The sequence below is a fragment of the Agromyces sp. NPDC052230 genome (genome assembly GCF_040679595.1).
Classification (GTDB): Bacteria; Actinomycetota; Actinomycetes; order Actinomycetales; family Microbacteriaceae; genus Agromyces.
In genome coordinates this window covers 178,812-200,050 of record NZ_JBFAVC010000009.1, presented here as the reverse complement: position 1 = coordinate 200,050, position 21,239 = coordinate 178,812, and the positions used below count along the sequence as shown (strand labels likewise).

At 69.6% G+C, this 21,239-nt stretch carries 24 protein-coding genes, 1 tRNA gene and 1 pseudogene; 13 read left to right on the top strand and 13 right to left on the bottom strand.

Annotated elements, in window-relative coordinates; all coding sequences use genetic code 11:
* Nucleotides 1–107: 107 nt before the first annotated feature.
* Complete coding sequence (locus AB0K73_RS19115; RefSeq protein ID WP_360518350.1) at nucleotides 108–1,052, bottom strand: Ku protein; 945 nt, start codon at nucleotides 1,050–1,052, stop codon at nucleotides 108–110.
* A gap of 69 nt (nucleotides 1,053–1,121) precedes the next feature.
* Here AB0K73_RS19115 and AB0K73_RS19110 point away from each other — a divergent pair, with 69 nt between their 5' ends.
* Together AB0K73_RS19110 and AB0K73_RS19105 are read left to right on the top strand one after the other, a co-directional pair.
* Nucleotides 1,122–3,569 carry an ATP-dependent DNA ligase gene (locus AB0K73_RS19110; protein ID WP_360518347.1) on the top strand — a complete coding sequence of 816 codons (2,448 nt, stop codon included), beginning with the start codon at nucleotides 1,122–1,124 and terminating at the stop codon, nucleotides 3,567–3,569.
* A gap of 44 nt (nucleotides 3,570–3,613) precedes the next feature.
* Nucleotides 3,614–3,958 (top strand): hypothetical protein, encoded by a 345-nt coding sequence (locus tag AB0K73_RS19105; protein ID WP_360518344.1) that lies wholly within the window; start codon nucleotides 3,614–3,616, stop codon nucleotides 3,956–3,958.
* A gap of 2 nt (nucleotides 3,959–3,960) precedes the next feature.
* Here the strand turns inward: AB0K73_RS19105 and AB0K73_RS19100 are convergent, their stop codons facing one another.
* Genes AB0K73_RS19100 through AB0K73_RS19090 form a run of 3 tightly spaced genes read right to left on the bottom strand, consistent with a single transcriptional unit; the run spans nucleotide 3,961 to nucleotide 6,155 of the window.
* On the bottom strand, nucleotides 3,961–4,941 hold the full coding sequence (locus AB0K73_RS19100; protein ID WP_360518341.1) for a DNA topoisomerase IB: 981 nt from the start codon (nucleotides 4,939–4,941) through the stop codon (nucleotides 3,961–3,963).
* A gap of 7 nt (nucleotides 4,942–4,948) precedes the next feature.
* The gene (locus AB0K73_RS19095; RefSeq protein ID WP_360518338.1) at nucleotides 4,949–5,215 is read right to left on the bottom strand and encodes a Rho termination factor N-terminal domain-containing protein; all 267 of its coding nucleotides are present in this window, start codon (nucleotides 5,213–5,215) and stop codon (nucleotides 4,949–4,951) included.
* Nucleotides 5,216–5,270: 55 nt separating this feature from the next.
* Nucleotides 5,271–6,155 (bottom strand): SDR family oxidoreductase, encoded by an 885-nt coding sequence (locus AB0K73_RS19090; RefSeq protein ID WP_360518335.1) that lies wholly within the window; start codon nucleotides 6,153–6,155, stop codon nucleotides 5,271–5,273.
* 264 nt (nucleotides 6,156–6,419) lie between these two features.
* Between AB0K73_RS19090 and AB0K73_RS19085 the strand changes: the two genes are divergently transcribed.
* Together AB0K73_RS19085 and AB0K73_RS19080 are read left to right on the top strand one after the other, a co-directional pair.
* Nucleotides 6,420–6,584 carry a hypothetical protein gene (locus AB0K73_RS19085; protein WP_360518332.1) on the top strand — a complete coding sequence of 55 codons (165 nt, stop codon included), beginning with the start codon at nucleotides 6,420–6,422 and terminating at the stop codon, nucleotides 6,582–6,584.
* A 75-nt stretch (nucleotides 6,585–6,659) separates the two neighbouring features.
* Nucleotides 6,660–6,959: pseudogene (locus AB0K73_RS19080) on the top strand (hypothetical protein); the annotation flags it as partial.
* 179 nt (nucleotides 6,960–7,138) lie between these two features.
* Here the strand turns inward: AB0K73_RS19080 and AB0K73_RS19075 are convergent.
* Complete coding sequence (locus AB0K73_RS19075; RefSeq protein ID WP_360518329.1) at nucleotides 7,139–7,669, bottom strand: SRPBCC family protein; 531 nt, start codon at nucleotides 7,667–7,669, stop codon at nucleotides 7,139–7,141.
* A 133-nt stretch (nucleotides 7,670–7,802) separates the two neighbouring features.
* Here AB0K73_RS19075 and AB0K73_RS19070 point away from each other — a divergent pair, with 133 nt between their 5' ends.
* Nucleotides 7,803–8,027: a hypothetical protein gene (locus tag AB0K73_RS19070; protein WP_360518326.1), complete on the top strand. Its 225-nt coding sequence runs from the start codon at nucleotides 7,803–7,805 to the stop codon at nucleotides 8,025–8,027.
* A gap of 7 nt (nucleotides 8,028–8,034) precedes the next feature.
* On the opposite strand, the gene AB0K73_RS19065 is transcribed toward AB0K73_RS19070, so the two are convergent.
* Entirely contained in the window at nucleotides 8,035–8,358 is a 324-nt protein-coding gene (locus AB0K73_RS19065) for an ATP-dependent DNA ligase (RefSeq protein WP_360518323.1), read from the bottom strand.
* A 90-nt stretch (nucleotides 8,359–8,448) separates the two neighbouring features.
* On the opposite strand from AB0K73_RS19065, the gene AB0K73_RS19060 reads away from it, so the two are divergent.
* Nucleotides 8,449–9,624, top strand: coding sequence for an alcohol dehydrogenase catalytic domain-containing protein (locus tag AB0K73_RS19060; RefSeq protein ID WP_360518320.1), 1,176 nt, complete (start codon nucleotides 8,449–8,451; stop codon nucleotides 9,622–9,624).
* A 57-nt stretch (nucleotides 9,625–9,681) separates the two neighbouring features.
* Here AB0K73_RS19060 and AB0K73_RS19055 read toward each other — a convergent pair whose 3' ends face one another.
* Nucleotides 9,682–9,897 (bottom strand): hypothetical protein, encoded by a 216-nt coding sequence (locus tag AB0K73_RS19055; RefSeq protein ID WP_360518317.1) that lies wholly within the window; start codon nucleotides 9,895–9,897, stop codon nucleotides 9,682–9,684.
* Nucleotides 9,898–10,048: 151 nt separating this feature from the next.
* On the opposite strand from AB0K73_RS19055, the gene AB0K73_RS19050 reads away from it, so the two are divergent.
* From AB0K73_RS19050 to AB0K73_RS19035, 4 genes are all read left to right on the top strand, one after another.
* The gene (locus AB0K73_RS19050; RefSeq protein WP_360518314.1) at nucleotides 10,049–10,444 is read left to right on the top strand and encodes an MmcQ/YjbR family DNA-binding protein; all 396 of its coding nucleotides are present in this window, start codon (nucleotides 10,049–10,051) and stop codon (nucleotides 10,442–10,444) included.
* A 94-nt stretch (nucleotides 10,445–10,538) separates the two neighbouring features.
* A tRNA-Arg gene (locus AB0K73_RS19045) sits at nucleotides 10,539–10,611 on the top strand.
* Nucleotides 10,612–10,960: 349 nt separating this feature from the next.
* Nucleotides 10,961–12,217, top strand: a complete 1,257-nt coding sequence (locus AB0K73_RS19040) for a hypothetical protein (protein WP_360518311.1) — start codon at nucleotides 10,961–10,963, stop codon at nucleotides 12,215–12,217.
* 87 nt (nucleotides 12,218–12,304) lie between these two features.
* Nucleotides 12,305–12,613: a GNAT family N-acetyltransferase gene (locus tag AB0K73_RS19035; protein ID WP_360518308.1), complete on the top strand. Its 309-nt coding sequence runs from the start codon at nucleotides 12,305–12,307 to the stop codon at nucleotides 12,611–12,613.
* Nucleotides 12,614–12,888: 275 nt separating this feature from the next.
* Here the strand turns inward: AB0K73_RS19035 and AB0K73_RS19030 are convergent, their stop codons facing one another.
* The 3 genes from AB0K73_RS19030 to upp form a co-directional block, all read right to left on the bottom strand.
* Nucleotides 12,889–13,383 carry a MarR family transcriptional regulator gene (locus AB0K73_RS19030; RefSeq protein WP_360518305.1) on the bottom strand — a complete coding sequence of 165 codons (495 nt, stop codon included), beginning with the start codon at nucleotides 13,381–13,383 and terminating at the stop codon, nucleotides 12,889–12,891.
* Nucleotides 13,384–13,745: 362 nt separating this feature from the next.
* On the bottom strand, nucleotides 13,746–14,537 hold the full coding sequence (locus tag AB0K73_RS19025) for a winged helix-turn-helix domain-containing protein (protein ID WP_360518302.1): 792 nt from the start codon (nucleotides 14,535–14,537) through the stop codon (nucleotides 13,746–13,748).
* A gap of 507 nt (nucleotides 14,538–15,044) precedes the next feature.
* Nucleotides 15,045–15,677: a uracil phosphoribosyltransferase gene (gene upp, locus AB0K73_RS19020; protein ID WP_360518299.1), complete on the bottom strand. Its 633-nt coding sequence runs from the start codon at nucleotides 15,675–15,677 to the stop codon at nucleotides 15,045–15,047.
* A 58-nt stretch (nucleotides 15,678–15,735) separates the two neighbouring features.
* Here upp and tadA point away from each other — a divergent pair, with 58 nt between their 5' ends.
* Nucleotides 15,736–16,182, top strand: a complete 447-nt coding sequence (tadA, locus tag AB0K73_RS19015) for a tRNA adenosine(34) deaminase TadA (protein WP_360518375.1) — start codon at nucleotides 15,736–15,738, stop codon at nucleotides 16,180–16,182.
* Between the two features lie 60 nt (nucleotides 16,183–16,242).
* Here the strand turns inward: tadA and AB0K73_RS19010 are convergent, their stop codons facing one another.
* Nucleotides 16,243–17,205: a cation diffusion facilitator family transporter gene (locus tag AB0K73_RS19010; protein ID WP_360518296.1), complete on the bottom strand. Its 963-nt coding sequence runs from the start codon at nucleotides 17,203–17,205 to the stop codon at nucleotides 16,243–16,245.
* 79 nt (nucleotides 17,206–17,284) lie between these two features.
* Here AB0K73_RS19010 and proC point away from each other — a divergent pair, with 79 nt between their 5' ends.
* Nucleotides 17,285–18,136: a pyrroline-5-carboxylate reductase gene (gene proC, locus AB0K73_RS19005; protein ID WP_360518293.1), complete on the top strand. Its 852-nt coding sequence runs from the start codon at nucleotides 17,285–17,287 to the stop codon at nucleotides 18,134–18,136.
* 61 nt (nucleotides 18,137–18,197) lie between these two features.
* On the opposite strand, the gene AB0K73_RS19000 is transcribed toward proC, so the two are convergent.
* Nucleotides 18,198–19,820: a polyketide antibiotic transporter gene (locus AB0K73_RS19000; protein WP_360518290.1), complete on the bottom strand. Its 1,623-nt coding sequence runs from the start codon at nucleotides 19,818–19,820 to the stop codon at nucleotides 18,198–18,200.
* Nucleotides 19,817–20,749, bottom strand: a complete 933-nt coding sequence (locus tag AB0K73_RS18995) for an ABC transporter ATP-binding protein (RefSeq protein WP_360518287.1) — start codon at nucleotides 20,747–20,749, stop codon at nucleotides 19,817–19,819. The genes AB0K73_RS19000 and AB0K73_RS18995 overlap by 4 nt, the downstream gene beginning before the upstream one ends.
* Nucleotides 20,750–20,835: 86 nt before the next feature.
* On the opposite strand from AB0K73_RS18995, the gene AB0K73_RS18990 reads away from it, so the two are divergent.
* Nucleotides 20,836–21,231, top strand: a complete 396-nt coding sequence (locus AB0K73_RS18990; protein ID WP_360518284.1) for a hypothetical protein — start codon at nucleotides 20,836–20,838, stop codon at nucleotides 21,229–21,231.
* The last annotated feature ends 8 nt before the right edge of the window (nucleotides 21,232–21,239 follow it).

Below are 21,239 nucleotides of genomic sequence, written 5' to 3'. Positions count from 1 at the left end.
GGGGGGGGGGGGGGCCGGCCGGTTTGTCACGCCCGGCGTTTCCGTTTTCTTACCCCCGGGGGGGGCGGGCCAACCCCTCCGCCCCCCCCCGCGCCGTCGTCATGTCCTCAGGAGGCGGCCTTCTTCTTCGCCGGCGCCTTCTTCTTCGCCTCATCACCGGAGCCCGACTTCGCACTCGACGTCTTCGACCCCGATGAGCGTGCCTTCGAACCGCCGGAGGCGCTTCCCGCCTTCGCCGCGTCCGTCGACCCGCCGCCGCCGCCGCCGCCTTCGCGCTTCGCGGCGATCGACTGGCGCAGTGCCTCCATGAGGTCGATCACCTCGCCGCCCTCCTCCTCGGGCTGCTCGCCGAACGTCGCCGCCGTGTCGAGCGCCTCGCCCTGCTCGAGCTTGGCCGCGATGAGGGTCCGCAGCTCCTGCTGGTACTCGTCGACGAACTGCTCGGGGTCGAAGTCCGAGACGAGGCTCTCGACGAGCTGCTTCGACAGGTCGAGCTCCTTCGACGAGATCTTCACGGGCTCGTCGAGCGAGGGGAAGTCGGCCGCGCGCACCTCGTCGCTCCAGAGGAGCGTCTGCACCATGAGCACGTCGCCGTGCACGCGCAGCGCCGCGAGTCGGGTCTTCTGTCGCAGGGCCATGCGCACGATGGCGGTGCGCTCGGTGGACTCGAGCGTGCGCCGCAGCAGCACGTACGCCTTGCTCGACGCCGAGTCGGGCTCGAGGTAGTAGCTGCGGTCGAACATGATCGGGTCGATCTGCTCGGTCGGCACGAATTCGACGACCTCGATCTCACGGCTGCGCTCGGCGGGCAGCGCCTTGAGGTCGTCATCGGTGATGACCACCGTGCGCTCGCCGTCGTCGTAGGCCTTGTCGATGTTCTTGTACTCGACGACCTTGCCGCAGACCTCGCACTTGCGTTGATAGCGGATGCGCCCCCCATCGGCGTCGTGCACCTGGTGCAGGGACACGTCGTGGTCCTCGGTGGCGCTGTACAACTTGACGGGCACATTGACGAGGCCGAATGTGACCGCCCCCTTCCAGACGGCTCGCATGCGTCAAGTAGACACCCGCGAACCCCGCGAGGGGTAGCCCTTGCGCAGGAGGGCCGTCAGGATGGGTGGATGGCCGACACGCGCCAGCTCGTCGAGGTCGATGGCCGGAGGCTCCGGCTGACGAACCTCGACAAGGTCATGTATCCCGAGACGGGCATGACCAAGGGCGAGGTGATCTCCTATTACGCGGAGGTCGCCAAGGTCATGGTGCCACTCGTCGCCGGCCGGCCGGTCACACGCAAGCGCTGGGTCCAGGGCGTGGGCACAGCGGATGCCCCTGAGCCGGCGTTCTTCGAGAAGAACCTCGAGAACGCACCCGAGTGGGTGCGGCGCGCCGTCATCCACCACTCCGAAGGGCCGAAGACCTACCCGATCGCAGGGGACCGGGCGACGCTCGTCTGGCTCGCGCAGCAGGCGTCCCTCGAGGTCCACGTGCCGCAGTGGCGCTTCGACCCGCAGGGCAACCCCGCCAATCCCGACCGGATCGTCTTCGACCTCGACCCCGGTCCGGGGATGGGGCTCGTCGAGTGCGCCGAGGCGGCCCGCCTCGTGCGTGCGATCCTCGCCGGCATGGGCCTCGAGGCGTGGCCCGTGACCAGCGGGAGCAAGGGCATGCAGCTCTACGCCGCGGTCGACGGGCGACAGACGTCGGAGCAGATCTCCTCCGTCGCACGCGAGCTCGCCCGCGCACTCGAGGCGGATCATCCCGAGCTCATCGTGTCGAACATGCGGAAGACGCTGCGCGAGCGCCGGGTCCTCATCGACTGGAGCCAGAACAACGGGAAGAAGACGACGATCGCGCCGTACTCGCTGCGCGGACGTCCGCGTCCGACGGTGGCCGCGCCGCGCACGTGGGAGGAGCTCGACGACCCGGGGCTGCGGCACCTCGAGGCGCACGAGGTGCTCGAGCGCGTGGCATCCGGCGACGAACCGCTCGCTGCACTCACCGCCGCCTCGCACGGCGGGCCGCTCGCCGCCTACCTCTCGATGCGCAAGACCGGGGTGACGCCGGAGCCCATGCCGGAGTCGAGCTGGGGCGCCTCGCGCGGCGATGAGCCCACGTTCGTCATCCAGGAGCACCACGCCCGGCGCCTGCACTACGACTTCCGCCTCGAGCGCGACGGCGTGCTGAAGAGCTGGGCCGTGCCGAAGGGCGTGCCCGAGACATCCGGTACCAATCACCTCGCGGTGCAGACCGAAGACCATCCCATGGAGTACGGCTCGTTCGAGGGCACCATTCCGGCGGGCGAGTACGGCGCCGGTTCCGTCACGATCTGGGACGCCGGCACGTACGAGACCGAGAAGTGGCGCGACGACGAGATCATCGTCGACCTCGACGGGCGACCGGGCGGTCCGCTCGGGAAGGTGCGGCTTGCACTCATCCGCACCGACGGCGAGGGCGAGAAGAGCACCTGGCTGCTGCATCGTATGAAGGACCAGCATCCGCGGGTCGAGGAGCGACCGGCGGAGCCGGACGCGGATGGAAGCACACCCGTGCGGAGACGTCTCGAGACGTCTCCTTCGTCGGGTCCGCCATCCGCGAAGGCGTCGGCCCCGAAGATCACCGAGCGACCGATGCTCGCGACGGCGGGAACGCTCGGCATGCTCGCGGGCGAGGAGTGGGCGCTCGAATGGAAGTGGGACGGCATCCGCGTGCTCGCGAGGGCGCAGGACGGCGGCATCCGCCTGCTCAGCAGGAACGGCAACGACGTCACCGCACGCTACCCCGAGCTCGCGGCACTTCCGAAGGTGCTCGCCGACGATGCCCTCGTCGACGGCGAGATCGTCGCGCTCGACGGCGAGGGTCGCCCGAGCTTCGAACTCCTCCAGCGGCGGATGAACCTCACGCGCGCTCGCGAGATCGAGCGCCTCGTGGCATCCGTGCCGGTGCGCCTGTTGCTCTTCGACGTGCTCGAGGCCGGCGGCGACGCCGTCGTCGACGAACCGTACCGGGAGCGCCGCGCCCGCCTGCATCGACTGGTGCGCCCCCGCCGCGGCGTCCCCATCGAGATGCCGCCGGAGGCGCCGGGCCCGCCCGAGGAGGCGCTGGAGGAGAGTCGGCGACTCGGTCTCGAGGGCATCGTGGCGAAACGGCCCGACTCCCGCTACCAGCCGGGCGCGCGCTCCGGTGACTGGGTGAAGGTGAAGCTCACTCGGATGCAGGAGGTCGTCATCGGCGGGTACCGGAAGGGTATCGGCACCCGCACCGGACGTATCCGTTCGCTCCTCGTCGGCATCCCCGGCGAGCGGGGGCTCGAGTACGCCGGCCGCGTCGGCAGCGGCCTCGGCGAACTGCAGGCGGAGCGGATCCTCGCCGAACTCGATGCTCGCCGCCAGGCCGCGTCGCCCTTCCTCGAGGTGCCGGCGGCGGATGTCGCCGACGCCGTCTGGGTACGGCCCGAGCTGGTCGGCGAGATCGAATTCGGTGAATGGACGAGGACCGGTGTGGCCCGGCATCCACGATGGCGCGGGCTGCGTCTGGACACGTCACCCGGCGAAATCACGCGCGAACTGTGACCTTGGTCCCATGGTTGGCGGGCATCCGCGGGTTACCCTAGATCGTGGGCACTCTCTATTACGGCGAGTCCGGCACCCCGATCGGCATCGAGGACCGGGCACTTGCGCATCTCAAGGTCGCAATCACGACCAAACTCCGACGGGGCGAGAGCTTCACCCTGTCGTGGTACCACCCGGCAGATCAACCGCGCGGCCGGAGCACGCTGTGGCTGCATCCGTCGATCGCGCTGCGATTCGTCTTCGACGATCCCGACCTCCCCGAGCTCAGTCGCGACTGGGTCGAGGAGCTCATGCGTTCGGCGAACAGCACCGGCGGCATCATGCTCGTCGAGGAGTACATCGATGCGAGCCATGAGGAGGAGCGGCAACCCGAGCCCGTCCCCGGCTGACGTCAGTCGGTCTCCGCGTCCTCGACGAGGAGGGCGAGGAGCGCACGTTCACGCTCGCCGCGCCGGGTGATGACACGGCCGCGCTCGTACTCGGCGAGCACTCGGGGGTCGACATAGCTCGCCTTGGCGATCGTCGGAGTATTGCCGAGCACGTTGCTGGCGTGCTCGATCGCGTCCCGGATGGCACGCCCGCGGGCCCTGGCGGTGCCCTCGGGGCCGATGTCCGCGAGGTGCTCCGCGGCCGCGATCGTGCCCCGCAACGTCCGGAAGTCCTTGGCGGTGAAGTCGCCACCGGTGCGCGCACGGATGTCCTCGTTCACATCGGCGGGGAATGCCGGACGCATCCGGCGACCCTCCGACCACGCATACAGCCGCGCTGACGGCGACCGCTCCACGGATCGCCCGACGAACGTGGCGAGCGCCGGGTCCGCCACCCGTACGTCCTGGGAGATGCCGCCCTTGGCTCGGAAACGCAACCGGACGGTCTTCGGATCCTCGAGTGCGGCGTTCCGCACGAGCAGGGTCGTGAGTCCGCGGCTCCGGAAACCGGCGAGCGACTCCTCCGAACCGATGCGGATGCCCCCGAGGTCGAGCGTGCGGAAGGCCGCCGCGAGGACCCGCTCCCGCGGAAGCTCCTCGAGCGAGAGGTCACGGCGAACGCTTCGGCGGGCGAGCGGGAGGGCCTCGGCGAGCGCCGTCATCCGGAGGAACTTCTCGGCATCCTGACGCTCGCGCCACGCCGGGTGGTAGAGGTACTGGCGGCGGCCCGCCGCGTCGACGCCCACTGCCAGGATGTGCGCGTTCGGGGCATCCGCGATCCAGACGTCCTCCCACGCGGGTGGAATGGCGAGGTCGGCGATGCGTGACCGCTCGGCGCGGCCGGCGACGCCGCCGTCGGTGTGCACGTACCTGAAGCCGCGGCCGCGCCGCACCCGGGTGAACCCGGGCGAGACATAGGGTTCGACCCGTTTGAGGCGCGGCATCCGCGGCTCAGTGGTTGCGCAGCGCCGAGATCAGCTCGGACTTGCGCTTGCTGCTGTACCCGCTGAGACCGAGCTCCTTGGCTCGCTTCTTCAGTTGGTCGACGGTCCAGTCCTCGTAGTCGCCGGCCTTGCCGCCCTTTCGTCCGACGGCGCTGCGGCCACGGTTGGCTGCCGCGTTCGAGACGCGAGCGGCCTTCTCCTTCGAGGCGCCGTCCTTGCGGAGCTCCTCGTAGAGCTTCGGGTCCTTCAGCGACGAGTTCTTGCGTCCTGGCATCGGATGCTCCTCTCTCCTGTGTGCGCTTCCCGCTCGCGTCTTCGTGGCCGCGGCGTCAGAGTCCGCGTCCGCCGGTCACCGGGACGACCGCGCCCGAGACGTACGATGCGTCGTCGGAGGCGAGGTACACGTAGGCGCCGGCGAGCTCCGAGGGTTGCCCGGCGCGGCCGAGCGGGGTATTGCGACCGAAGTCGGGAAGGTGGTCGGGCCATCCCGTCGACGGGATGAGCGGCGTCCAGATCGGTCCGGGGGCGACGGCGTTGACACGGATGCCGCGTGGCCCGAGTTCTTCGGCGAGCGCCTTCGTGAACGCGACGAGTGCCGCCTTGGTCATCGCGTAGTCCACCAGTTCCGTCGACGGATCGAAGCCCTGGATCGACGTGGTGGTGATGATGCTCGAGCCGGCATCCATGAGCGGCACCGCCGCCCTCGCCAGGAACACCGGCGCGAACAGGTTCACCCGTACGACGGCCTCGAAGTCGGCGGTGGGGATCTCGTCGATGCCGCCTCGATTGCGCTGGTGCGCCGCGTTGAGAACGAGGAGGTCGATGCCGCCGAACGCCTGTTCGGTGTGGTCGACGAGGTCCTTGCAGTGCTCCTCGTCGCGCAGGTCGCCGGGGAGCAACAGGGGATCGCTGCCGGCATCCGAGATCCAGTTCGCGGTCTCCTCGGCGTCGACCTGCTCGCTGGGCAGGTACGCGATCGCCACTTGCGCACCCTCGCGGGCGTACGCGATGGCCACTGCGCGACCGATTCCCGAGTCGCCGCCGGTGATGAGGGCGCGTCGCCCGTGGAGGCGTCCATTTCCCCGGTAGCTGTACTCGCCGTGATCGGGCTGGGGGGCCATCCGTTCGGTGAGGCCGGGGGGCGCCTGTTCCTGGCGGGGGAAAGGGTCGGTCGTGTGCTTGGTGGTGGGATCGGTCAGCTGCTCACTGGTCATCTGCGGCTCCAAGGTCGGCTGCCACGCTACGCGTGCGCGTGTGTGCATGCAGGGGGTTGACAGGTCGGGTCGACGGCGCCTCCACTAACGGCGCCCGCGAGTAGCACCGCCCGCGAACAGGGGTCAAGCCCTCGCCGTGCGAGCGTATCCGCCAATACCGTCGATGACACGAGACGTACCCTCGTCTCGAGGCTCGGCCCGCCCGGCGGGACGAGCCGGAGTCCGCCTCGTCACCGCGAGCGCGGAGCATGTGAAGGAGAGATCATGAACATCCTCGTCGCCATCATCGCCATCGCCGCGATCGTGCTGCTGATCACGGGCGGAGTCGTTCCCACGCTGAACTTCCTGCTGTGGGTGGGCCTCGCGCTCCTGGTGATCGCGGTCGTCGTGTTCCTCGTGCGCTACATCGGCGGGAACCGGACAGTGTGATCCTCTGAGCAGTTGCGTTTCGGAGCGGGCGGCCCTCGGGTCGCCCGCTCTTACGATGGGGCGTATGCTCGACGAGTGGGCACGCTATATTACGGGGACTCCGGAACGCCGATCGGCATCGAAGATCGGGCACTCGCGCATCTGAAGGTCGCGATCACCACCAAGCTACGGCGCGGCGAGAGCTTCACGCTGTCGTGGCAGCACACGGATGATCAACCCCGTGGCCGCAGCACGCTGTGGCTGCATCCGTCGATCCCGCTTCGGTTCGTGTTCGACGAGCCAGAGGCCCCCGAGCTCAGCCGAGGCTGGATCGAGGAGCTGATGCGGTCGGCCAACAGCACCGGTGGCGTGCAGCTCATCCCCGAACACCTCGACACGGATCCGATCGAGACGATGCCCGGCCAGCCCGTGCAGGTCGGCGTCGACGTGCAACAGGTCGAAGAGGACGACGGCAAGGAGCACGAGGCCCGCAGCACGAAGAGGAAGAGCGAGACGCAGACCGCGTAGGCCTGCGTCCCGTCCACTTCGACTCCGGGCGTCACGCCCGGCGTCTGTCAGAGGTTCAGGTCGGGATCCGTCCCGAGCGTCCCCGTCGTGCCTGACGTACGCGATGTCGGGCTCGGGGTTCCGCCGTGGACCTCACCGCGCCACGCGCCGGTCGGCACCTCGCGCTCCTCGACGAACTTCTTGAATCGCTTGAGGTCGCTCTTCACCTGCATGTCGTCGAGCTGGAGCGCGGCTCCCGCGCTTTCGACGAAGCCCTCGGGCTCCCACTCGATCTCCAGGTCGACCTTCGTCTCGTCGGGCCCCTTCGGGGTGAACTCGACGCGACCACGGTGCATGACCTCGCCACCCAGGCTTCGCCACGCGACGTGGTCGTCGGGAACCTGGTCGCCGATCTCGGCATCGAACTCCCGCTTCACGCCGCCGACCGAGACGACCCAGTGGGTCAGCGAGTCATCGATCTGCTTCACGGAGTCGACGCCACCGAGGAACTCGGGGAACGACTCGAACTGGGTCCACTGGTCGTACGCGACGCGCACGGGGACGTCGACATCGATCGACGCGTTCAGGGTCGTGCTCATGGTGATCCTCCGTTCCGGACACCAGGTCGGTGTCCGTGAGCCACGGTACGCAGACGGCTCCCGAGACATCGAGGGGGTTGCCGCACCGGGAGGGGGCTGCTAGACGGGAGGAGGGCAGACGGAGGAGGCCACGATGAGCGGCGGAAGCGGCACGGACGGAAGCGGGCACGTGGCGATCGAACGGTGGTGGCCCCAATTGTCGATCGAGTCGAAGCACCGGCTCCTCGCGGAGCTCGGCGGCGAGATCGATGCGACGACCGCGTCGGAGATCGCGTCCCTCACGGGCGCCGCATCGCCGCGGCGGTTGTCCGAGGCGGAGCAGCAGTTCGTGCGGACTCAGATCGAACCGGTCGACTGAGCCGTCGTCACTCCCCGTCGATCGGGTCGTCCTCGTCGGGCTCGGGCACGAACTGGAGTCCGGCGGTGCTGTTGGCGGAGAGCACCATCTGCTCGATCCACACGCGGTTGAGCTTCGGGGGGCGGTTGCCGCTGAATACGAACTGCAACGGGATCGACTCGTGCAACCAGATCGTCGTGCGGCCGCTGCCGTTCTCGACCCCGTGCTCCCACGTCATGGAGAAGCTCTCGGAGCGGCGAAGCTTGTTGAGGACGGCCACGCGGAGGTGCGCGAGGGTGCGGTCGTCGATCTCGAGTTCGCGCGACGAGGAGTTGTAGATGAACTTGCCCATGGCGAGACTCTAGCCGCTCGTCGGTCATCGGTACGTCCGGGCGTCGTCAAGCCCCTGCCGTCCCGGCCCGGCGACGCGTAGGAACGGGGTATGAAGGCCCTCACCTGGCAATCCGCGAAGAACGTCCGCATCGTCGAGGTGCCGGACCCCACCGTGCTCGAGCCGACCGACGCCGTGATCCGCGTCACGGCCGCGGCGATCTGCGGCTCCGACCTGCACCTCTACGACCTGTTCGGGCCGTTCCTGCACCGCGGCGACATCCTGGGCCACGAGACGATGGGGGTCGTCGAGGCCGTGGGCGCCGCGGTGCGGCGCATCGGGGTCGGTGATCGCGTCGTGGTGCCGTTCGTCATCGCCTGTGGGCACTGCTACATGTGCGCACGCGGTCTCACGACCCAGTGCGAGTCCACGCAGCAGCGTGAGCACGGAACGGGCGCGCAGCTGTACGGGTACACCGAGCTGTACGGATCGGTGCCCGGCGGGCAGGCGGAGTACCTGCGCGTGCGCCTCGCGGACGCGAACGCGCAAGTGGTCGGACACGACCTCCCCGACGAGCGCTACCTGTTCCTCAGCGACATCCTGCCCACCGCCTGGCAGGGATTCCGCTACGCCAATGTGCCGCCCGGGGGCTCGCTCGCCGTGCTCGGACTCGGGCCGGTGGGCCAGCTGGTCGCGCGCGTGGCACGGCATCACGACGTTCGCGTGCACGCGGTCGACCCCGTGCCCGAGCGACGCCTGATGGCCGAACGGCGCGGCGCTGTCGTGTACGACCTCGACGACCAGGTCGTGCCGGCCATTCGCGAGGCGACCGGTGGGCGTGGGCCCGACGCGGTCGTCGACGCGGTTGGCCTGGAGGCGCACGGGAACCCCGCGATCGCGGCGGCGCAGAGGGCGATCACCATGCTCCCCGACACCATGGCGAAGCCCATCATGCGCAAGGCCGGCGTCGACCGCCTCGCTGCGCTGAACCTCGCGATCGAACTGGTTCGCCGTGGTGGCACCGTCTCGGTGAGCGGTGTCTACGCGGGCGCGCTCGACCCGATGCCGCTGTTCCAGATCTTCGACAAGCAGCTCACGATGCGGTTCGGCCAGTGCAATGTGCACCAGTGGATCCCGGAGCTGCTGCCGCTCGTCGAGGGCCCCGCCGACCCCCTGGGCCTCGAGGACCTCGCCACCCACCGGGTTCCGCTCGACCAGGCGCCGACGATGTACGAGAAGTTCCGCGACAAGCAGGACGGATGCATCAAGGTCATCCTGAAGCCCTGATCGGGTACGCGACCGCTTCAGGAATCGCGTCGCGAATCGAACAGCGGGGTCGCGTCGTCAGATGACGTGGCCGTCGGGGTCGAGCGGATCGTTGGTCTCGCGACTCGGTGCGTGCGGGTCGAGCGGGTCGGCCGACTGCCGGCGAGCGTCGGGGTCGGAGAGAGGGCCGCTCCCGTATTCCACTGGCGGCAGGATGTCGCGTGCCTGCTGTTTCGGGTCCGGCGGCGGGGTGTCGGTCGTCGGTTCGGGTGGCCGGCCGATCGACTCGTCCATGGTGGTGCTCCTTCCTCGCACGGATGCCTCAATGCGTCCGTCATTCTCGAAGCTACGCCGCAGGCAACTTCGCGGACAGGCCTTGACTGCGGGGCGGCGATCGTCCACGGCCCGATCGAACAATGCCTCCGGTCCGCGTAGGCTGGCCGCCGTGGGGCATCCGCAGGTCGTCGATCCGGCGCATCCGCTCATCGAACGGGTACGGCGGATCTGCTTCGAGCTGCCCGAGGTGATCGAGGTCGAAGCGTGGGGCCGGCCGACCTTCCGGGCGGCGAAGCCGATCTTCGTGCACGTCGCCGCGACGGCCGAGAACCCCTTCTCGATCGTCGTGAAGACCGACCCCGAGGAGCACCTCGCGCTCGTTCAGGACGGCCGGTTCTACGGGGTGCCCTATTACGACCGCGCTCGCTGGGTGGGTGCCGACCTCGATGCGCCCGACACCGAGTGGGCGTTCCTCGCCGAGCTCATCGAGACCTCGTATCGCCAGGTCGCGAATCGGCGTCAGCTGACGGCACTCGACGCCCTGAAACCGGAGCATGCGGGCTGAATCGGCGCCGTCGGCTCGATTGGCGCGGGGCACGCGTCTGGGATAGAGTGTCGGGGTTGCCGGTTGTGCGTCGAAGCGCCCGGCGACATGCCACGCGCCCGTAGCTCAACGGATAGAGCATCTGACTACGGATCAGAAGGTTGGGGGTTCGAATCCCTCCGGGCGCACACTGGTTGAGACAGTAGGAGCGCGGCTCGCGCAAGCGGGCCGCTTTCGTCGTTCCGGGGTGATACGGCCGTGCTCGGCGCTGGGAGTGACGGCACCGTCGCCCGGATGTTCGCTGGGAATCTGCCGAGGATCGGCGCGCCTCCTCGAATCCGACGATGGTGAATGGCAGTGCCCCCGGATAGGCTCGGCACACATCTGATTCCCGTGATCGAGAGTTCGGATATGAGGGGTGCGCGGGCCGGGGCCGACTCGGCATCGTCAAGAGGGATGGGCCGCCGGCAAAGGCGCACGGCCCGATCCCCGATGGCCGGTGGTGGGGGACACGATCGGCCGATCATCGTCCCTGCGATGCGAGGCGGCGGATTCATCCGCCGCATCTACGCAGTGCTCATCGCCGCCGCGATCACGATCGTGATGTTCCACGAGTTCACGACGCAGTTCGGGATGCACCACAAGAAGCCGCAGCTGGTCGGATTCGCCCTGCACGGCGAGGACGTGGTGTGGGCGCTCCCGGCCATCGCCCTCGGTGCCGCCGTCGGTGCCGGACTGGTCGTGGCATCCGGTTCCCGCGTCGGCCACTCGGTCCTCGAGCGGCTGCACCTGCCCGGCCTGGGTCGGGATTCCCGTGCCCGGTCGATCGGCCTGGTGTGGGGTGCGATCGGCGTGCTCGCGGTGCACTTCACCGGTGCCGCATTCGAGGGAGTGCCCGGCGGTCACTCCGCGGTCGCCATCGTGATCGGCGGCGGGCTGGGCTACGGCACCTACCGACTCCACCACCATGCGATGCATCACGAGGCATACAGCACCTTCAACCTGGTGGCGATGCTGCTCGCCTCCGGAAGCCTCGCAAGCATGAGCATCACGCCCACCGGCGAGTGGTGGACCCGCAACTTCAGCACGCTGGGAACGTCCGACGACATCGCGGCCGCCTGCTTCAACATCGCCGTGGTCATCTCAGGGGCGGGCATGGCCGGGATGTCCGCGAGCCTCACCCGCGCCATCCTCGCCCCACGGTTCGGCGTGCGACGGGGCGGGCTCCTCACGATGCGCGTGCTCATCGTGGTGATCGGCGTGAGCCTCATGGGCGTCGGCCTCGTACCGATCGACGGCGCCACCGACCTGCACAACGCGGCGGCACTGTCGGCGGCCGCGGCGTTCGCGGTGCTGTGCGTGGGCGTGCAACTGTGGGCGCGCACGCTTCCTCGTGAGCTCGTGTTCGCGTCGTACGCGTCCATCGCGCTCGAAGTGACCGCGATGGTGCTCTACGACGTCATCGGGCTCTTCAACCTCACGGTGTTCGAGGTCGTGGCCTTCACGCTCGTGTTCGCGTGGCTCATCGCGCTCGTGGCGATCACCCACGCAGATCCTGAGGTTCCGGATGCCGCGAGCCGCCGTCACCTCGTCCGCCCGCGTCGCGGGCCCCAGCCGGGCGCGGGGCGCGACCCCGAAGCGCGCTCGGCCCGGCCTGCCGCTCGCAGTGGCGGCCCGCCCCGCCGCACCACCGCCCCCTCTGTCCGTCAGGGGAGTCGTTCGGGCGTGCGACGCGGGGTGCGCGTGATGCGTCGGGGCGTCGACGGGGCCGATGAGCCGTCCGAGCCGGGATGAGAGCGTCTGCGGCTATCGTCGTAGGTGTAGCGCGGCAACGCGCTGCGACGCCGGCCGGAGGCATCCCACGACCCGACAGGAGCACTCGTGACCGTCATCACCATCGATCGCAACGAGGAAGCGCACCGATACGAGCTGAAGCTCGACGGCGAGCTCGGGGGGTACGCGGAGTACCGCACCAACCCGGGTCGCATCACCTTCACGCACACGGTGGTCTTCCCCGAGCACGAGGGCAAGGGTCTCGGGAGTCGCCTCGCCAAGCGTGTGCTCGATGACGCGGTGGCCCAGGGGGACACCATCGTGCCGCGGTGTCCGTTCATCGCCGCCTACCTGCGTCGGCATGAGGGTGTGTACGACGACTCGGTTGCATGGCCTGATCCGGCCCGGACCGACTGACCCGGCAGAGCCCCCCGACGCATCCTGACCCTCATTCGGGGCGGTGTGCTCGCGGGGGTCACGCGATTACGATTCGAGCAACCCGAGTCGGCCCCGACCCGACGGGTTCGTCGTGCACCGGCGAGCTCAGGCATCGACTCCAGTCGCTCCTCGGGAACTGCTCGCCGAGCTCAGTTCGGGTCGCTCGGCGGGAGTGGCCTCTTCTGGGGGCCGCGGTGGGGTGGGAGGTAGGGTTCCCACCCCACCGTCATCCCCGGGTCAGAGGCCCATCCCCGTCAGGCGCTCTCGTCCTCGGCGCCTTCGGCGGGCGCGACTGACGCGTCGGCGAGGCCAGCCCCGACCGAGTTCCGCAGCCGGTCGCAGAGATCGATGAGCTCGTGCAGTTGCGGTTCGTCGAGGGCGCTGCCCACATGCCGGGTGATCGCATCGGTGTGGGTGAAGGCGACGCGGCGGAAGAGCGCGTACCCATCCTCGGTGAGGGCGACGATCGTGCCCCGGCCATCCGTCGGGTCGGGGGCCTTCGCCACCAGTCCACGGGATGCCAGCCGATCGACGAGCCGGCTCACGCTCGGCTGTGTGATGAGCACCGAGCGGTTGAGGTCCTTGAGCCTCAGGCGCCGTCGCGGTGCCCGTGAGATGTTGAAGAGCACGTCGTACTCGTTCAGCGAAATGATGTCGCTGGGAAACTCGGCTGCCAGGGCGCGGAGGATGGTGACCTGCGCGCGGAACAGCGACTCCCATGCGGCGACAGTGAGTGCGCGATCGGCCACTCGTGCTCCCCTCGATTCGTTCGCCGGATCAGCGGACGTGTTCCAAGGATAGGGAACCTTCGCCGGGATCGGTTGAGGGCCGGTCGTAGAGGCTGACGACCGGCCCTCTCCCTTGCACCAAGAGTGTCCTGCAATCACATTCCGCACCAACCGCCACAGCAAACAGCCGGTGCGTTACCGAATATATAACGGATCGGTAACGGCGTCTAGTTATCATTCTGTGATTTTTCAACAGAGTCTTCTCGGTGCCCGGATCGGCCTCGATTCCGCGCGACTGCGGCCGCGATCACCCCTCGATCGACTCAGCAGACACCGATGAGTTCGCCGGTCCCCCGACGCGCCATGGCGGGACGGAGCCTCGATCAGTAGACGTCGGGCGAGGGCGTCGACGCCTGCCGGATCGACACGTCGGCGTGCCGGTCGAACCGATAGCCGACCCCGCGCACCGTGCGCACGATGTCCTGGTAGTGGGCGAGCTTCGAGCGCAGGCGCCGCACGTGCACGTCGATGGTGCGCTCGCTCGGTGCCTCGTCGTCGGCGTCCCAGAGGTTCTCGATGAGCTCGTGACGGTCGATGGTGCGACCCTCGCGCAGCACGAGGTACTGCAGCAGTTCGAACTCCTTGTAGGTGAGCCCGCCGGCCTCGCCGTCGAGCAGCACGCGCTTGCGCGAGATGTCGATGATCACGCCGTTCGGGTGGCGGTCGCTGTCGTCACGCGTGCCCTGCTCCTGGCGCTGCTTCGCGAGCGCGGCCGGGTCCTGCAGGGCGAGGCGCACGACGTCGACGTCGCGTCCGCCCGAGCCCTCGGGGGCGAGGGCGACAGCAGCGTAGGTCTCGGCCGACGGTGCGATCTCGGCGGTGAGTGCGCGTAGTGCCTCGACGATGCGGTGCAGCGTGGTGCCGTCGGCCGCGGCCTTGCCCTCATCGATGCCGACGTAGAGCACGAAGCCGCGGGCCTCGGTGCCGTCGGGCACCGCGCGGACGCGGGGTGCCGCGGAACGGACCGACTGCTGGCCGTCGGCGTGCGTGGCCTCGGGGTGCGTGCGGGAGGAGATCGGGACGGGGCGGGCCGGCGTCGCAGGCAGCGACGGGGCGGTGCGCACCGTGGTGCGGACGGGGCTGGAGGTGCGGGCGGGAGCGAAGGCGAGCGACATGACGGGAATCCTTGTGCGAAGAAGATGCGGCGATTGACCCCGATTCGACGGGGTCGATGCGAATGGCCGTGCGGCCGGGAGAACCCGGAGGAGAGCGTCGGGTTCGATGGAGTCCGTTCCGATCAGGGTGCGGATCGGCGACGGGAACTCGGCGGTCGGGTCGCGGTCAGCGGCACATTCGACAACACATGGACGCGCTCGCCGGCATCATCATGCCGGTCGTCCTGAGGGCCTCGGAGGCGATCAGGGGGCGTGCGCTGTCAGTCATGGGCGTCAGTCAAACCGAAAGCCGAGCGTGTGTCAATTCATGACGGCCGCATGACGGGGTGTGACGGTGCAGACGGTTCGCGATGAGTCGGGGCATCCGGGAGGATCAGAGCAGCGGATGTCGGGAATGCAAGAATCTTCGAGAAACAACGGTCGTCAGAAATATTCCGCATTCGGATGCCACTGCGGCGCGCCGCGGTCCGAAGATCCTTCGCTGCCTTCACGAAGAAGGCAGGTATATCAGACTGTGCCGTACAGCCGGTCGCCGGCATCGCCGAGTCCGGGCACGATGTAGCCGTGCTCGTTCAGCCGCTCGTCGACGGCGCCGAGCACGATGGTGACCTCGCGTCCGTGCAGCGCCTCCTCGACGGCCCGGAGACCCTCGGGGGCGGCGAGGATGCAGATGGCCGTGACATCCGTCGCCCCGCGTGCGAGCAGGAACTCGATGGCCGCCGTCAGCGACCCGCCCGTCGCGAGCATGGGGTCGAGCACGAAGCACTGGCGGTCGCTGAGGTCATCGGGCAGTCGCTCGGCGTACGTGGTCGGCTCGAGCGTCTCCTCGTTGCGAGCCATGCCCAGGAAGCCGACCTCGGCGCTCGGGAGGAGCTTCACCATGCCGTCGAGCATGCCGAGTCCGGCGCGCAGGATGGGGACGATGAGCGGCTTCGGATCGGCGATGCGCACCCCCGTCGTGGGCGCCACCGGGGTCACGATGTCGACGGGCTCGACCCGAACACCCCGCGTGCCCTCGTAGGCGAGGAGCGTCATGAGCTCCTCGACCAGCGAGCGGAAGACCGAGGACGGGGTGTTCACGTCGCGGAGCACCGTCAGCTTATGGGTGATGAGCGGGTGATCGGCAACGTGGACTCGCATAGGCTCGAGTCTAGGGTCGGAGGGAGTGCCAGTGGAGTTGCCGATCCACCGCGAATGGATGCGGCTCGCACTCGCCGAGGCCGAGCAGGCGCCCGACACTCGCGACGTGCCCGTCGGCGCGATCGTCGTGAACGGCGACGGGGTCGTGATCGCCGCGAGGCGCAACGAGCGGGAGCTCACCGGCGACCCGACCGCTCACGCCGAGGTGCTCGCCCTGCGCGATGCGGCCGAGGCATCCGGCGACTGGCGCCTCACCGACTGCACCCTCGTCGTCACGCTCGAGCCGTGCGTGATGTGCGCGGGCGCGATCGTCTCGGCGCGGGTCGCGACGGTCGTGTTCGGAGCCTGGGACGACAAGGCCGGCGCGGCAGGTTCGCTCTACGACGTGCTGCGCGACCGGCGGCTCAACCACCAGGTCGAGGTGTTCGCAGGGGTCGATGCCGACGCATCCGCTCGCCTGCTGCGGACCTTCTTCGAGGATCCGCTGCGCCGGCCGCCGGCCTGAGCGGCGAGACCCGCCACGTGGTCGCCGGGCAGCGCAGCTACTCCACCCGCGAGCTGCGCGTCACTCCAGGCCCTTGATGACGATCGCGTCGGTCGGGGGAGCAGCCGCAGCCGGATCGACGTACACGTCGGGCTCCACGTAGATGACGCGGGCGGCGGGCACCGCCTCGCGGATGCGCTGCTCGATGACGTTCGTCGCGGTCGAGACCTCGAGCAGGCGCTGGTCGCCGTGGAAGCCCACCTTCGCGGCGACGAGCAGTTCATCGGGTCCGAGGTAGAGGGTCTTCATGTGGATGATGCGGTCGGCCTCGGGGCCCGCGAGGATGGCCCGCTCGATCTTGCCGTGGTCGGCCACGGTCGCGCCCTCGCCGACGAGGAGGCTCTTCGTCTCGATGCCGAGGACGATCGCCACGACGATCAGGAGGATACCGATCATGAGCGTGCCGATCGCGTCGAACAGGGGGTTGTCGGTCAGCACGGTCAGGCTCACGGCGATGAACGCGAACACGAGCCCGAGCAGGGCCGCGATGTCCTCGAGCAGCACGACCGGGAGTTCGGGCGCCTTCGCGTGCCGCACGAACTGCACCCAGCTCTGCTTGCCGCGCACGTGGTTCGACTCCACCACGGCCGTGCGGAGCGAGAACGACTCGAGCACGATCGCGATGGAGAGCACGAGCAGCGGCAGCCACCAGTTCTCGAGCTCGTGCGGGTGCTGCAGCTTGTCGACGCCCTCGTAGATCGAGAAGATGCCGCCGACGGAGAACAGGATGATCGCGACGACGAACGCGTACACGTACCGTTCGCGGCCGTAGCCGAACGGATGCTCCTGGTCGGCCTTCTTCTTCGCCTGCCGCCCACCGAGGATGAGCAGCAGCTGATTGCCGGCATCCGCCACCGAGTGCACGGCCTCGGCGAGCATCGAAGCCGAGCCCGAGAAGAACCACGCGATGAACTTCGTGAGGGCGATGCCCGAGTTCGCGAGGAATGCCGCCATGATGGCCTTGGTTCCGCCGGATGCGCTCATGGGGCAATCCTAGAATGGCCGCGCCCACTGCGACGTGCTCGTCCGGGGGGCTTGCGCGGGCCGCTCCTAGGATGGTCGCATGCCAGTCGAAACGCCCGTGAAGCTGCCTGCGATCGCCTTCCTCGGGGCCGGGTCGATGGCCCGCGCCATTCTGTCCGGGCTCCTCCAGCCGGGCATCGAGATCGACGGCGGCATCCGCGCCACCAACCGGTCGGCAGCCCGCGCGGCCGAACTGGCCGACCTGCCCGGGGTCACGTCGTCGGCGACCGAGACGGATGCCGCGGCGAACCGTGCCGCCGTCGCCGGCGCGGGCCTCGTCGTGGTCGCGGTGAAGCCCGCCATGGTGCCCGACCTGCTGCGCGAGATCGCGGATTCGCTCGAGCCCGGCACCGTCGTGGTCTCGGTCGCCGCCGGCGTGACGGTGGCGACGTTCGAGTCGCTGCTGCCCGAGCACGTCGCCGTCATCCGTTCGATGCCGAACACACCGGCGGTCGTCGGGCGCGCGGTCACCGGCGTCTCGGCCGGCACGCGCTCGAGCGACGACGACCTCGCGCTCGCCGTGTCGATGTTCGGCACCGTCGGCGACGTGCTCGTCGTGCCCGAGTCGCAGCTCGACGCACTGTCGACGATCTCGGGCTCGGGCCCCGCGTACGTGTTCTTCCTCATCGAGCAGCTCACGGCCACGGCGATCGACAAGGGCTTCACGCCCGAGCAGGCGGCGCTCATGGTGCAGGGCACGTTCCGTGGGGCGAGCGAGCTGCTCGCGGCATCCGACGACGACCCCGCCGAGCTGCGCCGCCGGGTGACGAGCCCCAAGGGCACCACCGAACGCGCGGTTGCAGTGCTCGAGGGGGCGAACCTGAAGCAGGTCTTCGACCGGGCGACGGATGCCGCGCTCGCACGCGCCCGGGAGCTCGCCGCCGGCGCCTGACGCCGGGCCACGCACGGGCACCCGGGTTCGAGCCGCCAGCGCGGGTACGCCACGGACGGCATCAGCCGGCTGCGACGAGCTCACGTCGTCGCATCGCGACGATCGCGACGCCGATGGCGACCGCAGCGATGGCGAGCATCCAGATGCCTCCCGTCCAGTCGACGTCGTCGCCGATCGGCACAGGGGAGTGGGCGAACGGCGACAGGTCGTGCACCCAGTCGGGCAGCCCGAGGAGCTCGCCGAACACGCCGAAGAACGCGCCGAGCGTGAGCGCGGCCCACGCGACCCCGATCATCACCCGGGGAACGAGCACGAACAGCAGCAGTCCGAGCCCGAGGTAGACGAGCACCGCCGGCAACTGTGCGACCGCCGCCTGGGCGGCATCCAGGGACATCCCGGCCGAGTCGTCGGCCGATCGCGCGCCCGCGAAGGCACCGAGCATCGCCACGCCGATCACGACGACGACACCGAGGAGCGCGACTGCGCCGTGCTCGGCGATCCACCGCTGTCGGGGTACGGGCGTCGCCAGCACCGTCTCCGCCGTCCCGTGCCCCTCCTCCTGGCGAGCGCGCATGATCAGCTGCAGCGCGCAGGCCGACGCCAGGATGCCGATCACGCTGAAGAACGTCGTCGTGAGCGCCTCCTCGAGGCTCGCGCCGGCGCCGGCCAGCTGCTGCAGCCGTAGCGCTACCTCCGGTACGTCGGATCCGATCTCGTCGACCAACGGCGTGAGCGACGTGGCGAGGGCGCCCATGACGGCGGCGCCGGCGGCCCAGGAGAGCACCGCTCCCGTGCTGAGCTTCAACGCCAGACCGAGGGAACCCGACAGCAGCGGCCCGGCGCGGTCGCGTCCGCGGAGCCCGGGGAGCACGCTCGCCCCGCTGTCGCGCGCCGACTGGAACGCGTACACGAGCGCGACGAGCACCGCGGCGAAACCGAGCGAGACGAGGAGCGGCGCGAGGTCGTCCTCGGCGAACGCGCCGGTGCGCTGTGCCCATCCGATCGGCGAGAGCCAGCTGATCCACAGCGGTGTCCGGTGCAACCCGTCATCGGACGGCTCACCCGCGGCGTCGCCGATGCCGCGCACGAAGTATGCCGCGATGACCGCGGCGACTCCCGCCGCGTTGGCCGCGCGCGACGAGCGGAAGAGCTGTGCGAACACGAGACCGGTCGACAGGAAGGCCACCCCGCAGGCGGCGATCGCCGCGCCGGCGACGAACGCCCCTCGCGGCTCCAACCCGCTCACGAGGAACGCCACCGCGATGGCCAGACCGAGCACGGCGTTCACCAGCACGCCGTGGATCACGGTCGCCGTCGTCGGCAGCAGTCGGGATGCCGGCGTCGACGCGACGAGTTCGGCGCGACCCGCCTCCTCGTCGCCGCGCGTGTGGCGGACCGCGAGGAACGTGCTCATGAGTCCTGCGAGCACGCCGAGGATGGCGCACATGAGGAAGAACGCGAACGGGCCCACCTCGGCACCGTTCGGCGTGCCGCGGAACATGAGGATGGCGGGCGCCACCGTCGTCAGCCGCAGGATCCCCTCGCGTTCGGCGAGGTCGCCGAATGTCGTCGTCACTGCCGTCGTCGCCATGAGCGCCAGCGCGGCGGTCCCGACGATCCAGAGGGCGAGCTGCACCCGGTCGCGGCGCACGCATTGTCGCAGCAGTACCCCGAGCAGGCTCACGATCGTGCCTTCACCCCCATCAGGGCGGGATCGTCGCCGTAGTGCCGGAGGAACAGGTCCTCGAGCGACGGCGGTGCGACGGTGAGGCCCTGCACCTCGAGCAGCCCCAGCTCGGGCAGCACGCCCGCGATCCGATCGCTGTCTGCGGTGAAGCGCACCCGGCCGCTGTCCACGACGAGGTCGTGCACGCCGTCGATGGCCGCGATGCGGGCCTCCTGCCCAGGCACGTGCACGAAGGCGACCGACGAACGCGTCAGGTGCCGAAGCTCGGTGAGCGTGCCCGACTCCACGAGGCGGCCCGACCGGATGATGCTCACCCGGTCGCAGAGCTCCTCGACCTCCGCCAGGAGATGGCTCGACAGCAGGACGGTGGCGCCCTCCTTCGTCACCCGGTCGATCTCGCGATTGAACACGACCTCCATCAGCGGATCCAGACCGCTCGTCGGCTCGTCGAGCAGGTAGAGCTCGGCCGGCGTCGAGAAGGCGGCGATCAGCGCGACCTTCTGCCGGTTGCCCTTCGAGTACGCCCGGCCCCTGACCCGCGCGTCGAACTGGAAGGCGTCGATGAGCCGGGCCCTGCGCTCGGCGTACGCCCTGCGGTCGGCGGTGCCCCCGCGGAGCCTGGCGATCAGGTCGATGGCCTCGCCGCCGGTGAGGCTCGGCCACAGGGTGACGTCGCCCGGCACGTACGCGAGGCGGCGATGCAGTGCTGCCGCCTCGGACCAGGGGTCGCGCCCGAACAGGGTCACCGTTCCGCCGCTCGCGCGGGCGAGCCCGAGCACGATGCGGAGGGTCGTCGACTTCCCCGCGCCGTTCGGGCCGAGGAATCCGTGGATCTCACCGGGGCCGACCTCGAGGTCCAGGCCGTCGAGCGCGGCGGTGCGTCCGAATCGCTTCTCGAGCCCCCTGCAGCTGATCACGCTGTTCATGCGCGTGACGCTACGCCCACCCCATGCACGACGTCGGGACCAACGGCACGTCCACTCCGAGGCATCGGGTTCGCTACCGTGATCGTATGGATGCAGCGGAGCTGGTCGCGACCGTGGCCGAAGTGATCGGCTGGATCGCCCTCGGGGGGTCCCTCGCCTGCCTCCTCATCGCCCTCGTCATCCGTCTGGCCGATGGCCGGTGGCTGGCAACCGACGCGGTGGTGGTCGACCAGGAGCACGGCAGCACGGTGCGGTGGTTCGCCGAAGGGGCGTTCCACCAGCGCCGACTCAGCGAGGACGAGCGCGCACACGTCGTCGACGCCGAGGAGGAGCGCGCCTTCTACAAGGAGCGCGAGCCCGATCGCCTCCGCCTCCACGAGCCGCCCGGAGGTCGACGCGCGGTGCGCCTCGTGGGACTCGTCCTGCTCGCCATCGCGGGCATCGCAGGACTCGTGAGCCTCGCGATCATGCTGGCGGGCTGAGCCGCGCG